This is a genomic window from Variovorax sp. EL159 (assembly GCF_900100965.1).
Taxonomy (GTDB): domain Bacteria; phylum Pseudomonadota; class Gammaproteobacteria; order Burkholderiales; family Burkholderiaceae_C; genus Variovorax.
In genome coordinates this window covers 24,807-38,343 of sequence record NZ_FMUJ01000011.1, presented here as the reverse complement: position 1 = coordinate 38,343, position 13,537 = coordinate 24,807, and the positions used below count along the sequence as shown (strand labels likewise).

The window sequence follows — 13,537 nt, the reverse complement described above, 5'->3', positions numbered from 1 at the left end:
CGCCCGCCCCGTGCGGTCGTCGGGCCTCAGGGCCGGACCATCTTGCAGTCGGTGCCCTGTGCCAGTTCGTTGCCCGTGTAGACCGCATCGGTGCGAAAGCCGTAGTTGGTGCCTTCCCAGCCCGTCTTCACCGTCTTGCCATCCACCGGCGCGATGGTGTTGACCACCTGCGGCAACAGCAGCTGGTGGTCTTCGGCGCGCATGCGCACCGGCCCGACCACCGAGTCGAAGCTCAGGTCTTCGAGCGCGTGCGCCACCTTCACCGTATCGGTCGAACCCGCCTTGTTGATGGCAGCCGCCAGCAGGCGCGGCGTCATGTCGATGCGCGGTGCCAGGAAGTCTTTGCCGGTCTTGGCCTTGTAGGCCTTGGCCAGCGCGTCCACCTTCGGCGTGTCGGCTTCGCCCGGATGCCATTCGGCCACCCAGGTCAGCTGCCCCGTCTTCGCCTGCGACACCGCCGTGACCGTGCCCGGCACCGACCCTGCGCTGTGGTTGAAGTAGCGCAGGTTGTAGCCCGCGTCGCCCGCGGCCTTCAGCAGCAGCGTCATATCCTGCCCCCAGTTGCCGGTGATGACCGAGTCGGCCCCGCTCTGGCGGATGTTCGCCACATAGGGCGCGAAGTCTTTCACGCGGCCGATGGGGTGCAGCGCCTCGCCCACGAACTGGATGTCGGGCCGCGCGAGGCCCACCAACTGCTTGCCGTAGCTGGCCCACTGCTTGCCGTGCGCGTAGTCCTGGTTGAGCAGGTAGACCTTCTTCACGTCCGGCGTCTTCTTGATGTAGTTGGCCAGCGCCTTCATCTTCATCGCCGTGTTGGCCTCGGTCTGGAAGTGCCAGAAGCTGCAGGCCTTGCCGGTCATCTCGGGGTCGATGGAGGAGTGGTTCAGCACGATCAGCTCCTTGCCCGGGTTGCGTTGGTTCCAGCGCGCGACCGATTGCACGAGCGCCGTGACCACCGACGAGCCCGAGCCGCCCGTCACGATGGCTTTGGCGCCCTGGTCGATGGCCGCCTGCAATGCGCTCTGGCTTTCCTGCGCCGAGAGCTTGCTGTCGAACTGCAGCAGCTGCAGCTTGGTGCCGCCGAGCACGCCGCCCTTGGCGTTGATGTCGTCGACGGCGTACTGCGTGTGCATCAGCATCAGCTCGCCGACGTTGGCAAAGGGGCCGGAGAGCGGATCGATGTAGGCGATCTTGTAGGTCTGTTGCTGCTGCGCGTGGGCCGCGCCGGCGGTGGCCAGCAGGCAGGCAAGGGCGATCCGCGCCAAGGGCGCACGGTTGAACTTCATGGTGTGTCTCCGGGGATGGTTGTCGGTCAGTTCTTCGCCTGCAGCCCGATCACGCGGCCGGCCAGCTTCGTGAGCTCGGCCACCACCTCGTCGATCGAGAGACGCCCGCCGGGGCGATACCAGCTGTACAGGAAGCCCGGCAGGCTGCAGGCCGCAAGTGCGGTGATCTTGGTCTCGGCAAAGTCGAGGTCGCCATCGCGCCGTGCTTCTTCGAGCAGCGGGCACAGCAGGTCGTAGAAGTGATGTGCGAGCTTCTTTTGCGCCGCGATGTATTCGGGGCGGTACACCTGCGGCTCGCGGTACGGAAAGAAGGCCACCGGGTGGTGCGTGATGGTCGCGCGGATCAGCCGCTCGATGCCGTCGATCACCTTCTCGCTGGCGCGGCGCGGGTCGGTGGCCGCGAAGTCGAGCGCGGTGAAGCAATCGACCGCGGGGCGCCAGGAGAGCGTCTCGAAGATCTCCTGCTTGTCGCGGAAGTAGTAGTACACGAAGGGCTTGGTCACGCCCAGCGCGCGCACGATCTGCGCCATCGTGGTGTTGGCGTAGCCCTGGGCCGCGAAGAGCTGCGCCGCCGCCTGCAGGATGCGTTCGCGCTGCAGGTCGGTGCCCTGCGTGGCCGCGCGCTGGCGCCCCGTGCCCTGGGGCAAGTGCGGCTGCGTCGTGGTTTCGTCGTCCCCAGAGGGTTTGTGCCGTGTCGCGGAAGTTATACCCATGGGTAGGATTGTTCGTGCACCATGCGGCATTGGCAAGCGCCCGCCATGCGCAGGCGGCTATCGATAACCCTGAGAAAGTGACGCCATGGAGACATTGCCCGACCGCCCCCAGCAGCCCCTGCACGAGTACCTGCGCACCCATGCGCGCGAGCGTGGCGACAGCCCCGCCTGCATCTGGTACGGCCATGCGATGAGCTGGGCCGAACTCGACCGCGCCAGCGACGCCTTCGCGGCCCGCCTGCAGGCCATCGGCGTGAAGAAGGGCGAGCCGGTGGTGCTCTTTCTCAACAACTGCCCGCAGTACCTGGTCGCGCACTTCGGCATCCAGAAGATCGGCGCCATCGTCTGCCCGAGCGGTCCGCTCAACAAGGAGCACGAGCTCTCGTACCAGGTCAACGACCTGAAGGCGCGCGTGATCGTCGCGGCCGCGCCGCTGCTGCCGGTGGTGCGCAAGGTGCAGGCCGAGAGCGCCCTGGCGCATGTGTTCGTGGTGCACTACGCCGACCTGTTGCCCACGCCAGCCTCGCTCGACCTGCCGGCCGAACTGGCCGCCGAGCAGAAGGCCACGCGCAGCGTGCCTGAAGGCTGCGAAGACTTCCTGGCCGTCATGCGCGCGGACGCCAAGCCGCAGCCCGTGGCCATCGACCTCGATGACGTGGCGCTCATGACCTACACCTCGGGCACCACCGGCCTGCCCAAGGGCGCGATGCTGAGCTATGGCAACGCGCTCTTCAAGACGCGCGCCGCCGCCGACTGCAACGGCGTGGGGCCGGGCGACGTGCTGCTGTCCATCGCGCCGCTGTATCACATCGCCGGCATGCTGATGGGCGTCAACGTGCCAGTGCTCAGCGGCGCCGCCTCGGTGCTGCTGCACCGCTTCGACCCGCGCGCCGTGCTGCAGGCCATCGCGGCCTACAAGGTGAGCTGGTGGTACAGCATCGCGCCGATGAACGTCGCGTGCATGCAGGTGCCCGACATCGCGAGCTTCGACCTGGGCAGCCTGAAGATGAACCCGGTGACCAGCTTCGGCATCACCTTCACCGAGCCGCTGGCCGCGCAGTGGCGTTCGCACGCGCGCAACTGCACGTCCTTCGAGGCCGCCTACGGCCTGAGCGAAACCCACACCTGCGACACCTACACGCCGCACCACGCGCCGCGCTGGGGCACGCAGGGCATTCCGGTGCCGGGCGTGACCATCCGCATCCTCGATGCCGACACGGGCGCCGACATGCCCACCGGCGAAGTCGGCGAGATCGTGCTCACCAGCCCCGGCACCTTCAAGGGCTACTGGAACAAGCCCGAAGCCACGGCCGCCACGTTGCGCAATGGCTGGGTGCACACCGGCGACATGGGCAAGCTCGACGCCGATGGGTACCTCACCTTCATCGGCCGCTTCAAGGAAATGATCAAGGTCTCGGGCTACAGCGTGTTCCCTGAAGAGGTCGAGACCATCCTCATCAAGCACCCCGCCGTGGCGCAGGCGGCGGTGATCGCGCAGCCCGATGCGGAAAAAGGCGAGGTCGTGAAGGCCTTCATCGTGCGCAAGCCCGGCGCCGCGCTCGAGGCTGACGCGCTCGTGGCCTGGGCCCGCGACAACATGGCCAGCTACAAGGCGCCGCGCGCCGTGAGTTTCATCGATGCATTGCCGACCACCGGCGCCGGCAAGGTGCTGCGTCGCTTGCTCAAAGACCCCACCTGAGAGGTTTCGTTTGCTGTTCTCCAAAGTTCTGATTGCCAACCGCGGCGAGATCGCGGTCCGGCTGGTGCGCGCATTGCGTGACCTCGGCATCGCCAGCGTGGCGGTGCATGCGCGCGACGATGCAGCGGCGCTGCATGTGCAACTGGCCGACGTGGCCGTGGCGCTCGATGCGACGGGGCCTTCGGCCTACCTCGACATCGCCGCGCTGATCGCCGTGGCGCGCGCGCAGGGTTGCGATGCGGTGCACCCCGGCTACGGCTTCCTGAGCGAGCGCGCCGATTTCGCGCAGGCCTGCGCCGATGCGGGGCTGGTCTTCATCGGCCCGACGCCCGAGCAACTGGGCCTGTTTGGCGACAAGGCGCGTGCACGCGCGCTGGCCACGCAATGCGATGTGCCGGTGATGCCCGGCAGCACCGGCGCGGTCACGCTTGCACAGGCGCAGGCCTTCTTTGCCGAACAGCATGCGCAGGGCGCGGGCGTGATGGTGAAGGCCATCGGCGGCGGCGGCGGGCGCGGCATGCGCGCGGTGCTGAAGGCCGAAGAGCTGCCCGAAGCGCACGCACGCTGCATGTCCGAAGCCAAGGCCGCCTTCGGCATCGACGGCGTGTATGTCGAGCGCCTGATGCGCAACGCGCGGCACATCGAAGTGCAGGTGCTGGGCGACGGCCAGTCCGTGGCCAGCCTCGGCGAGCGCGAATGCACCCTGCAGCGGCGCTTTCAGAAGCTGGTGGAAATCGCACCCAGCCCGTCGCTGCCCGAGGCCTTGCGCGCGCAGGTGACGCAGGCTGCGCTGCGCATGGCGAAGACGGTGGGCTATCGCGGCCTGGGCACGTTTGAATTTCTGGTCGATGCGGAATCGTCGAGCTTGCCCTTTGTCTTCATCGAGGCCAATCCGCGCCTGCAGGTGGAGCACACGGTGACCGAAGCGGTCACGGGGCTGGACCTGGTGCAACTGCAGATCGCGGTGGCAGCGGGCGAGGCTTTGGGCGCGTTGGGCGTGGAAGCCGATCGCACGGCACCGCAACGCGGCTTTGCGATCCAGTGGCGCATCAACGCCGAGACGCTCGACGCGCAGGGCAACGCGCGGCCTTCGGGCGGAACGCTCGCGCGCTTCGACCTGCCTGCGGGGCCGGGCGTCCGCGTCGATACGCACGGCTATGCGGGCCTGGCGCCTTCGCCGCACTACGACACGCTGCTGGCCAAGCTCATCGTGCAATCGCCTTCGCCGCGTTTTGCGGATGCGCTGCGGCGCTCGTTGCGCGCGCTGGACGAATTCCACATCGACGGCATCGCCACCAACCTGTCGTTGTTGCGCGCGATTGCGGCGCGGCCCGAGTTCGCCACGCAAGCGGTGCACACGCGCTTCGTGGAGGCGCACCTGGGCGACCTGCTCGCGGCTGCGGCTTCGCTGGAAAAGCATGCGAAGAAGGGCATGCCCGTGGTTGCTGCGGAAGGCGCTTCGGCCGTCGTGGACGACGACGCCGACGAGCTCACGGTCAAGGCCCCGATGCCCGCGAAGCTCGTGCAGTTCGAAGTCGCGGTGGGCGACGTGTTGCCCGCTGGCGCACAGCTCGGCGTGCTCGAAGCCATGAAGATGGAACACCTGCTGCACGCACCGGTGGCCGGCCGCGTGGTCGCGCTGCTGGCGGCACCCGGCGACTACCTCGTCGAAGGCCAGTCGCTGGTGCGGCTGGAGGCGGTCGATGCGCAGGCCGTCGAGGCCGAGGCGCGCGCCGAGCACGATCTCGACGCGGTTCGTCCCGACCTGCAGAAGGTGATCGACCGCCACGCGCCCACGCTCGACATCAACCGCAAGGCGGCCGTCGAAAAACGCCATGCGCAGGGCGGCCGCACCGCGCGCGAGAACATCGCCGACCTGTGCGACACCGCCGGCGACCCTGGCAACTTCATCGAGTACGGCGCGCTCGCCATCGCCGCGCAGACGCGCCGCCGCACGCTCGAAGACCTGATCGCCAACACGCCGGCTGACGGCATGGTCACGGGCCTGGGCAGCGTTAACGCAAAACAGTTCGGCCCCGAGGCATCGCGCTGCGCCGTGCTGGCCTACGACTACACCGTGCTGGCCGGTACGCAAGGCATGCGCAACCACCACAAGACCGACCGCCTGCTGGCGGTGGCGCATCAACTGAAGCTGCCGGTAGTGCTGTTCGCCGAAGGCGGCGGCGGCCGGCCGGGCGACACCGACATGCCCATCGTCGCAGGCCTGAACAACCACACCTTCAGCCAGTTCGCGGCGCTGTCGGGCAAGGTGCCGGTGGTCGGCATCGTGCATGGCCGCTGCTTCGCGGGCAATGCGGCGCTGCTGGGCTGCGCCGACGTGATCATCGCGACCAAGGGCAGCAACATCGGCATGAGCGGCCCCGCGATGATCGAAGGCGGCGGGCTCGGCACTTTCGCACCGGAGCAGATCGGGCCGAGCAGCGTGCAGTCGCGCAATGGCGTGATCGACATCCTGGTGGACGACGAGGCCGCGGCCGTTGCGGCCGCGAAGCAGTACCTGTCGTACTTCCAGGGCGCGACCACCGACTGGCAATGCGCCGACCAGCGCACGCTGCGCCACGTGGTGCCCGAGAACCGCCTGCGCGTGTACGACGTGCGCGCCGCGATGCGCGGCGTGGCCGACACCGGCTCGCTGCTCGAGTTGCGTGCGGGCTTCGGTGCCGGCATCGTCACCGCGCTTGCGCGCATCGAAGGCAAGCCAGTCGGCCTGATGGCGAACAACCCGCACCACCTGGGCGGTGCGATCGACGTGGAGGCGGCCGACAAGTCCGCGCGCTTCATGCAGCTGTGCAACGCGCACGGGCTGCCGCTGGTGTCGCTGTGCGACACGCCGGGCTTCATGGTCGGCCCCGAGGTCGAGGCACAGGCGCAGGTGCGCCACGTGTGCCGCATGTTCATGGTGGCGTCGCACCTGCGCGTGCCTTTCTTCGCGGTGGTGCTGCGCAAGGGCTACGGCCTGGGCGCGCAGGCGATGACGGCGGGCGGCTTCGACGCGCCGGTGTTCACGGTGGCATGGCCCACCGGCGAGTTCGGTGCGATGGGGCTCGAAGGCGCGGTGCGGCTGGGCTTTCGCAAGGAGCTGGCGGCGGTGCCCGAAGGCGCCGAGCGCGATGCGCTGTTCAAGAAGCTCGTGGCGCAGCAGTACACCAACGGCGAGGCGATCCACATGGCGCAGACGCTGGAGATCGATGCGGTGATCGACCCCGCCGAGACGCGCGCGTGGCTGGTGCGTGGGCTGAATTCCGCCACGCGCGCAGTGCAACCTGTCTCGCCCTACGTCGACACCTGGTAACCCTGCGCTAGACCTCGTAACCCAAGGGGGCAAGGCGGCTCCTTAAACTGGGTCGCTTTGCGCGCATGGAACAGATTTCACGCTGGCTGGCTCGTGTTCGCGGGATGACCGCGATGCAAGGGGTGCTCGGGATTCTTCTCGTGGCGTTCGTGGTGGGTGCGCAAGCGCAAGCACAGGTGCAGCCGGTTGCCGGCAAGCCGCGTCCACCGGTTGAAGCCCAGGCCCGGACCCAGGCCCACTGGGTCGGGAGCTGGGCGGTGGCGCCCTACGACTTCCAGGAAGTGGCGGTCAACGCTGCCGCCGCCGCATCGCTCGGCGTGGCTGGCATGCAGGCCTTCCGTGGCCAGACACTGCGCCAGCTGGTGCGGCCCACGCTGGACGGCGAGCGCGTGCGCATCCGCTTTTCGAACGCCTTCGGCAAGGCGCCGATGCACATCGCGGCCGCAAGCGTGGGGCTCGGCACGGGTGCGAGTTCGGCGTCACCGGCCTCGTTGCGCGAGCTGCGCTTCAGTGGCCGTGGCGACGTCACCGTGCCACCCGGCGCCGAGGCCTGGAGCGATGGCATCGATCTGAAGGTCGAGGCCGGGCAGGACGTGGTGGTGAGCACCTTCCTGGATCAGCTCACGCCCTTCGCGACCATCAGCGTGCAAGACCTGCGGACGAGCTGGGTGGTGGCGGGCAACAGCGTGCTGAAGCCCAAGCTGGAAGCCGCGACACCGATGGCGATCAATCACATCGTGACGGGCCTGGACGTGTGGAGTCGCGAGCCGGCGCTGACCGTGGTCGCCTTCGGCGACTCGATCACGGCCGGCGGTGGCGAGGCCGGCGAGGGCGCCTACCCCGACCTGCTGGCCACGCGGTTGCGCGACAGCCCGCGGGCACCCAAGGCGGTGTCGGTGCTCAACGCGGGCATCGGCGGCAACCGGTTGCTGCTCGATGGCTCGGGGCCCAGCGGCCTGTCGCGCTTTGCGCGCGATGCGCTGGGGCAAAGCGGCGTGACGCACGTGATCGTGCTGCTCGGCACCAACGACATCGGCCGCAAGGCCCTCATCAGCAAGGCGGGCCTTGTCATGCCGCCCGGCGAAATGCCGACGGCCCAGCGCATCACCGCCGGGCTCGCGCAGCTCATCGCGCAGGCCCGCGCCAAGGGCGTGAAGGTGCTGATCGGCACCGTGCCGCCCTTCAAGAACGGCGTGTACTGGGCCAAGGACACCGAGGCCATGCGCGACGAGGTCAACCGCTGGATTCGCGGGCGCCTGGACGTGGATGGCGTGGTCGATTTCGACGCCGCCCTGCGCAGCCCCACGGACCCGCAAGCCATGGACCCGAAGTACGACAGCGGCGACCACCTGCATCCGGGCAAGGCCGGCCGCGCCGCGATGGCCGCGGCGATCGATGTGCAAAGGTTGGGTGAGTGAGCGCTTGCCGAAGCGGCAGGTCGCGCAACTTGGTGCGATCCGACGGTTGAGGCGCGACACAGCTCTACACAAGATTTCGCGCGCCGCTTACAGCCGCTTCACACGGCCCCGTCAGCATGAAGGCTCCTCCAACAACTCATGGGGCGTACTTCATGAAAAAACTCGCATTGGCTCTTTCCGTCGGCGCTGCCTCGCTGCTGTCCGTGGGCGCATTGACCGTTCCCACGGCCGCGCAGGCGCAGCCCATCATCAACATCCAGGTGGCGCCGCCACCGCCGCGCTTCGAGCGCGTGCCGCCGCCGCGACGCGGCTTCGTGTGGGCGCCGGGCCACTACGAGTGGCGCGGTGGGCGCCACGTGTGGGTCGGCGGCGTCTGGGTGCGTGCGCGTCCGGGCTATGCCTACCGTCCGCCGGTGTGGCGCCAGGATGGCGGCCGCTGGGTGTACAGCGCGGGCCGTTGGGACCGTGACGGCGACGGCGTGCCCGACCGCTACGACCGCCGCCCCAACAACCCCTATCGGAACTGAGCAGGATTAACGGAAGACGACGGTGCGGTGGCCGTTCAGCAGCACGCGGTGTTCGCTGTGCCACTTCACCGCGCGGGCCAAGACCTGGCTCTCGGTGTCGCGGCCGCGGGCCGTGAGGTCTTCGACGGTGTCGGTGTGGTCGGCGCGGGCCACGTCCTGCTCGATGATCGGGCCTTCGTCGAGGTCGGCCGTCACGTAGTGGGCGGTGGCGCCGATCAGCTTCACGCCGCGGTCATGCGCCTGGTAGTAGGGCTTGGCGCCCTTGAAGCTGGGCAGGAACGAGTGGTGGATGTTGATCGCGCGGCCGGCCAGGTTGCGGCACAGGTCGTTGCTCAGGATCTGCATGTAGCGTGCGAGCACCACCAGTTCGGCGCCTTCGGCCTCGATGATTTCCAGCTGCCTGGCCTCGACCTGCGGCTTGGTCGCGGCGGTCATCGGCAGGTGGTGGAAGGGCACGTTGTAGCTCGCCGCCAACTGGTAGAAATCGCGGTGGTTCGAGATGATGGCGCGCACGTCGATCGACAGCAGGCCGCTCTTCCAGCGGAACAGCAGGTCGTTCAGGCAGTGGCCTTCCTTGCTGACCAGGATCACCGTCTTCATCGGCTGGGCAGCGGCGTGCAGCTGCAGGTTCATGCCGAACCCGGCGGCAAAGCCCTTCAGTTCCTCGCGCAGCGCGGTCTCGCTGTGGTCGCCGCAGGCAAAGCGCACCCGCATGAAGAAAAGACCCGTGTCGTGGTCGTTGTACTGGGCGGCCTCTTCGATGTTGGCGCCCCGCTCGAGCAGGAAGCCCGAGACGGCGTGCACGATGCCCGTACGGTCGGGGCAGGAGAGGTTCAGGATGTAGGCGGGCGAGGTGGGCGTTTGGGTCGTCATCAGGGGCGTAATTGTGGCAGGGGTGCCAGAATCGCGATTTTCCCTCGTTGATATAACCGCAGGAGACGCACATGGCCTTCCAGGACTTCAACATGGACAACCAGTGGTTGCCCTTCACCCCCAACCGCCATTTCAGGAAAGACCCGCGCGTCTTCGTGGCGGCCGACGGCATGGAGTTCACCACCCATGACGGCAAGAAGGTGATCGACGGCATCTCGTCGCTGTGGTGCGTCGGCGCGGGCCACAACCGCAAGCCCATCAACGAGGCGATCAAGAAGCAGCTCGACACGCTCGACTACGCCACCGCCTTCCAGGTCAGCAACGACCGCGCCTTCAAGGCGGCCGAGATGATCGCCTCGCTCGCGCCCGGCGACCTCAACAAGGTGCTGTTCTGCAATTCGGGCAGCGAGGCCGCCGACACCTCGATGAAGGTGGCGCTGGCCTACCACCGCGCGCGCGGCGAAGGCCATCGCAACGTGTTCATCGGCCGCGAGAAGGGCTACCACGGCGTGGGCTTCGGCGGCATGTCGGTGGGCGGCATTCCGGGCAACCGCAAGGTGTTCGGCTCGGCCTTCCTGCCGCGCGTGGACCACATGCGCTTCATCCACGATCCGGTGAACCACGCCTACATCCACAACGAGGAACCGGTGTGGGCCGAAGACCCGCTGGTCGAGCTCGAAACGCGCATCCTGCCGCTGCACGATCCGAGCAACGTGGCCGCGATCATCGTGGAGCCCGTCGCCGGTTCGGCCGGCTGGTACCTGCCGCCCAAGGGCTACCTCAAGCGCCTGCGCGAAATTTGCGACAAGCACGGCATCCTCTTGATCTTCGACGAGGTCATCACCGGCTTCGGCCGCATGGGCACCAACTTCGCGTCGGACTATTTCGGCGTGGTGCCCGACATGCTGAACTTCGCCAAGTGCGTGACCAACGGCGTGATTCCGCTCGGTGGCGTGATCTGCCGCGACAAGCTCTATGACGCGATGATGAAGACCGACGCGCCCGAGCACGTGGTCGAGTTTTTCCACGGCTACACCTACTCGGGCCATCCGGTGGCCTGCGCGGCGGCCATCGCCACGCTCGACCTCTTCAAGCAAGAGAACCTGTTCGCCCGCGCGGGCGAAATGGGCAAGGTGCTCGGCGATGCCTTCCACAGCACCTTCAAGGGCCTGCCCAACGTGGTCAGCATCCGCAGCCTCGGCCTGGCCGCGGCGGTCGAGCTGGCACCCATCGCCGGCACGCCGGGCAAGCGCGCCTACGACATCTTCCTGGACTGCTTCCACAAGGGCGCGCTGGTGCGGCCCGCGGGCGACGTGCTGGTGATCGCACCGCCGTACATCGTGGAGAAGTCGCACATCGACACGCTGGTCAACACGCTGGCGGATTCGATCAAGAAGCACGCCTGAGCCGGGCGAGCGGCATGCGCGGCGGCTGAAACGCCGCTGCGCACAAGACGCTCGCGACCCACGCATCTTTCATCTGCGCGGACCGCGCATCGCCGGTCCGCGCACCGCATCGCCTCCCTTCAGGCACCGGAAATTTCTACCGGTTCTCGGGATACCTGCGCATGCATGCAATGCCTAGCATCGCCTCGCGAAACGTAGCACTCATGAATTCTGCGAGTGCGCTTTCCGAGAGGAGCTGTCATGCAACGCGTACTTCATCCCACCGGCACCGGTGTGCCCGGTCGCCTCCGCCTGCGCCATGCGCGGCCGATGGTCTTCCTGTTGCTGGCGGCCGCGTGCGCCGCGTCGCCGGCGCTGGCCAACAACGTCGGCGAAAACGCCGCATGGCAGTTCCAGTCGAGCACCGACAAGGTCAACCAGGCGGCCATCCAGGACATGATCCGCAAGCAGAAGAGCGGCTACTACGCGGCGCCGGTCTACAACACGACCATCGGCCGCCAGTACAACTGCAGCGTATCGGCCAGCTCCACCGGCAATGACGGCAACAACAGCACGGTCGCCAATTCGCCATCGAATGCCGGTGCCCGTTCGGATGCCTCGGGCAACGACAGCCGCACGGCGGTGGGCACGCTCGGCGGCGCCACGGTGGGCACTTCGCAGGCCAACGCCGGTGCAGTGGGCTCGGCGATCGTGGGCGGCACCAGCACGCAGGTGCAGGGCGCGGCCACGCAGGCACTGAACTCGAACCAGGGCAACACCGGCGCGCAGACCGCCAGTGTCGGCGGCAGCTCGGCGTGCGCATTCGGCGTGCTCAATTGAACGAGGCACGCGCCATGCACATCACACAAACCCTCTCGCTCGTTGCCGCTGCAACGCTCGCGCTGGCCGGTTGCGTTTCGGCGCCGCAGCAGCGCTTTGCACCCAGCGAGGCACCGGTCGTGCTCGGCCCCTCGGTGCGCGACAACGTGACGCCGATGGAGGCGGTGCTCGCCTGCTACGCCGACCACATCGCGGCCACGCGGCGCCCGCCCATCGTCATCGGCGTGGGCGACGTGAAGGACTACACCGGCAAGTACAGCATCAACGAAGGCAATGCCATCACGCAGGGCGGCGCGCTGATGGTCTATTCGGCGCTAGGCAAGTTGGGCGGCGCGGTGAGCATCGCCGAACGCTTCGACCCGGTGATCGCCGAGCGCGAGCTGGCCTATGCCGACCGCCGCCAGCTCGGCGACGGGCGCACGCACCAGCTCGGCGGACCCAACGGCGGGCAGACCGTGCCGTGGATGCCGTACTTCGGCGGCACCATCAACAAGTCCGACTACTTCATCGTCGGCGGCATCACCGAGCTGAACTACAACATCAACTCCGGCGGCGCCGAGTTCGCGGTGAACCAGGTCGGCGTAAAGGCGCGCACCTTCAGCCAGTCGGTGAGCGTGGACCTGCGCATCGTCGACACCAAGTCGCTGATGGTGGTGCGCACGGTGAGCCTGACCAAGCAGTTCAACGGCTACGAGGTGGGGCTGAACGTGTTCCGCTTCTTCGGCAGCAAGCTGTACGACGTGGACATCGGCGCCAAGGGCCAGGAGCCGGTGCAGATGGGTGTGCGCGCCGCGCTCGAAGAAGGCGTGGTGCGGCTCATGGCCGCCGTCACGCAGGTCGACCACCGGCCTTGCATGACGATGCGCCCCGGCGGCGGCGAGCAGATCCCGCTGGTGCCCGCCGCCGACCTGCGCAAGGTCGACAACCCGGGCGATGCCGCGGTGGGCGGCGGGGCCGTCACCTCGCCGGTGGTGCAGGGCGGCGTGGCCGTCAACGCCGCGGGCCCCGGCGGCGCGCGCCTGACCGGCACGGCCACGCAGGTGCCCTTCGACTTCGGCGCGACCACGCTCGGCGGCAGCACGCTCGCGCTGATCGACCAGATCGCGGGCGCCGCGAAGAAGGGCGCGACCGACATCGTGCTGGTGGCGCGCGACACCGAGAACTGGGACGCCCGCAAGCGCGACGAACTGACCGACCAGCGCATCGCCGCCGTCACCTCGGCGCTGGCCAACCGCGGCGTGGCGCCGGGCGCCATCAGCCTCACGTGGCGGCCCGATGCGGCCGACACGTCGATCCATCGCGACGGCCCCGGCCTGCAGGAGATCGCCAAGCTGCGCGTCGGCAGCCCGGTGGTCAGCGGGGCCGTGCCGGCCTCTTCTTCCGACAGCGCCGTGAAGGGCGACTGAGCCCCCTGTTCCGCGCAGATCGCGCATCCGTTTTTCGACCCAGACCCGACCCGACCGTTTCCAACATCCGAGGAGTC

10 protein-coding genes are annotated in these 13,537 nt (G+C 68.2%); 7 read left to right on the top strand and 3 right to left on the bottom strand.

The window, feature by feature from the left end; all coding sequences use genetic code 11:
• Window positions 1-26: 26 nt before the first annotated feature.
• Window positions 27-1,286: a branched-chain amino acid ABC transporter substrate-binding protein gene (locus BLQ28_RS31035; RefSeq protein WP_093247190.1), complete on the bottom strand. Its 1,260-nt coding sequence runs from the start codon at window positions 1,284-1,286 to the stop codon at window positions 27-29.
• 26 nt (window positions 1,287-1,312) lie between these two features.
• Complete coding sequence (locus BLQ28_RS31030) at window positions 1,313-1,999, bottom strand: TetR/AcrR family transcriptional regulator (protein WP_093247189.1); 687 nt, start codon at window positions 1,997-1,999, stop codon at window positions 1,313-1,315.
• An 85-nt stretch (window positions 2,000-2,084) separates the two neighbouring features.
• On the opposite strand from BLQ28_RS31030, the gene BLQ28_RS31025 reads away from it, so the two are divergent.
• From BLQ28_RS31025 to BLQ28_RS31010, 4 genes are all read left to right on the top strand, one after another.
• On the top strand, window positions 2,085-3,698 hold the full coding sequence (locus BLQ28_RS31025; protein ID WP_093247188.1) for an AMP-binding protein: 1,614 nt from the start codon (window positions 2,085-2,087) through the stop codon (window positions 3,696-3,698).
• A gap of 13 nt (window positions 3,699-3,711) precedes the next feature.
• Entirely contained in the window at window positions 3,712-7,011 is a 3,300-nt protein-coding gene (locus BLQ28_RS31020; RefSeq protein ID WP_093247300.1) for a carboxyl transferase domain-containing protein, read from the top strand.
• Between the two features lie 104 nt (window positions 7,012-7,115).
• Window positions 7,116-8,429, top strand: coding sequence for a GDSL-type esterase/lipase family protein (locus BLQ28_RS31015; protein ID WP_256327527.1), 1,314 nt, complete (start codon window positions 7,116-7,118; stop codon window positions 8,427-8,429).
• A 152-nt stretch (window positions 8,430-8,581) separates the two neighbouring features.
• Window positions 8,582-8,956, top strand: coding sequence for a YXWGXW repeat-containing protein (locus BLQ28_RS31010; protein WP_093247186.1), 375 nt, complete (start codon window positions 8,582-8,584; stop codon window positions 8,954-8,956).
• A 6-nt stretch (window positions 8,957-8,962) separates the two neighbouring features.
• On the opposite strand, the gene purU is transcribed toward BLQ28_RS31010, so the two are convergent.
• Complete coding sequence (gene purU, locus BLQ28_RS31005; protein WP_093247185.1) at window positions 8,963-9,829, bottom strand: formyltetrahydrofolate deformylase; 867 nt, start codon at window positions 9,827-9,829, stop codon at window positions 8,963-8,965.
• Window positions 9,830-9,900: 71 nt separating this feature from the next.
• On the opposite strand from purU, the gene BLQ28_RS31000 reads away from it, so the two are divergent.
• The 3 genes from BLQ28_RS31000 to BLQ28_RS30990 all read left to right on the top strand — a co-directional run bounded on the left by BLQ28_RS31000 (window position 9,901) and on the right by BLQ28_RS30990 (window position 13,460).
• A complete protein-coding gene (locus tag BLQ28_RS31000) occupies window positions 9,901-11,235 on the top strand; it encodes an omega-aminotransferase AptA (RefSeq protein WP_093247184.1) in 1,335 nt (444 codons plus the stop codon).
• 240 nt (window positions 11,236-11,475) lie between these two features.
• Window positions 11,476-12,054 carry a hypothetical protein gene (locus BLQ28_RS30995; protein WP_256327526.1) on the top strand — a complete coding sequence of 193 codons (579 nt, stop codon included), beginning with the start codon at window positions 11,476-11,478 and terminating at the stop codon, window positions 12,052-12,054.
• Between the two features lie 14 nt (window positions 12,055-12,068).
• Window positions 12,069-13,460: a CsgG/HfaB family protein gene (locus tag BLQ28_RS30990; RefSeq protein WP_093247183.1), complete on the top strand. Its 1,392-nt coding sequence runs from the start codon at window positions 12,069-12,071 to the stop codon at window positions 13,458-13,460.
• Window positions 13,461-13,537 lie beyond the last annotated feature (77 nt).

Bases quoted from the DNA above. Each gene is read 5' to 3' on its own strand.
- BLQ28_RS31035 (WP_093247190.1), bottom strand. From the start codon at position 1,286: ATGAAGTTCAACCGTGCGCCCTTGGCGCGGATCGCCCTTGCCTGCCTG.
- BLQ28_RS31030 (WP_093247189.1), bottom strand. From the start codon at position 1,999: ATGGGTATAACTTCCGCGACACGGCACAAACCCTCTGGGGACGACGAA.
- BLQ28_RS31025 (WP_093247188.1), top strand. From the start codon at position 2,085: ATGGAGACATTGCCCGACCGCCCCCAGCAGCCCCTGCACGAGTACCTG.
- BLQ28_RS31015 (WP_256327527.1), top strand. From the start codon at position 7,116: ATGACCGCGATGCAAGGGGTGCTCGGGATTCTTCTCGTGGCGTTCGTG.
- BLQ28_RS31010 (WP_093247186.1), top strand. From the start codon at position 8,582: ATGAAAAAACTCGCATTGGCTCTTTCCGTCGGCGCTGCCTCGCTGCTG.
- purU (WP_093247185.1), bottom strand. From the start codon at position 9,829: ATGACGACCCAAACGCCCACCTCGCCCGCCTACATCCTGAACCTCTCC.
- BLQ28_RS31000 (WP_093247184.1), top strand. From the start codon at position 9,901: ATGGCCTTCCAGGACTTCAACATGGACAACCAGTGGTTGCCCTTCACC.
- BLQ28_RS30995 (WP_256327526.1), top strand. From the start codon at position 11,476: ATGCAACGCGTACTTCATCCCACCGGCACCGGTGTGCCCGGTCGCCTC.
- BLQ28_RS30990 (WP_093247183.1), top strand. From the start codon at position 12,069: ATGCACATCACACAAACCCTCTCGCTCGTTGCCGCTGCAACGCTCGCG.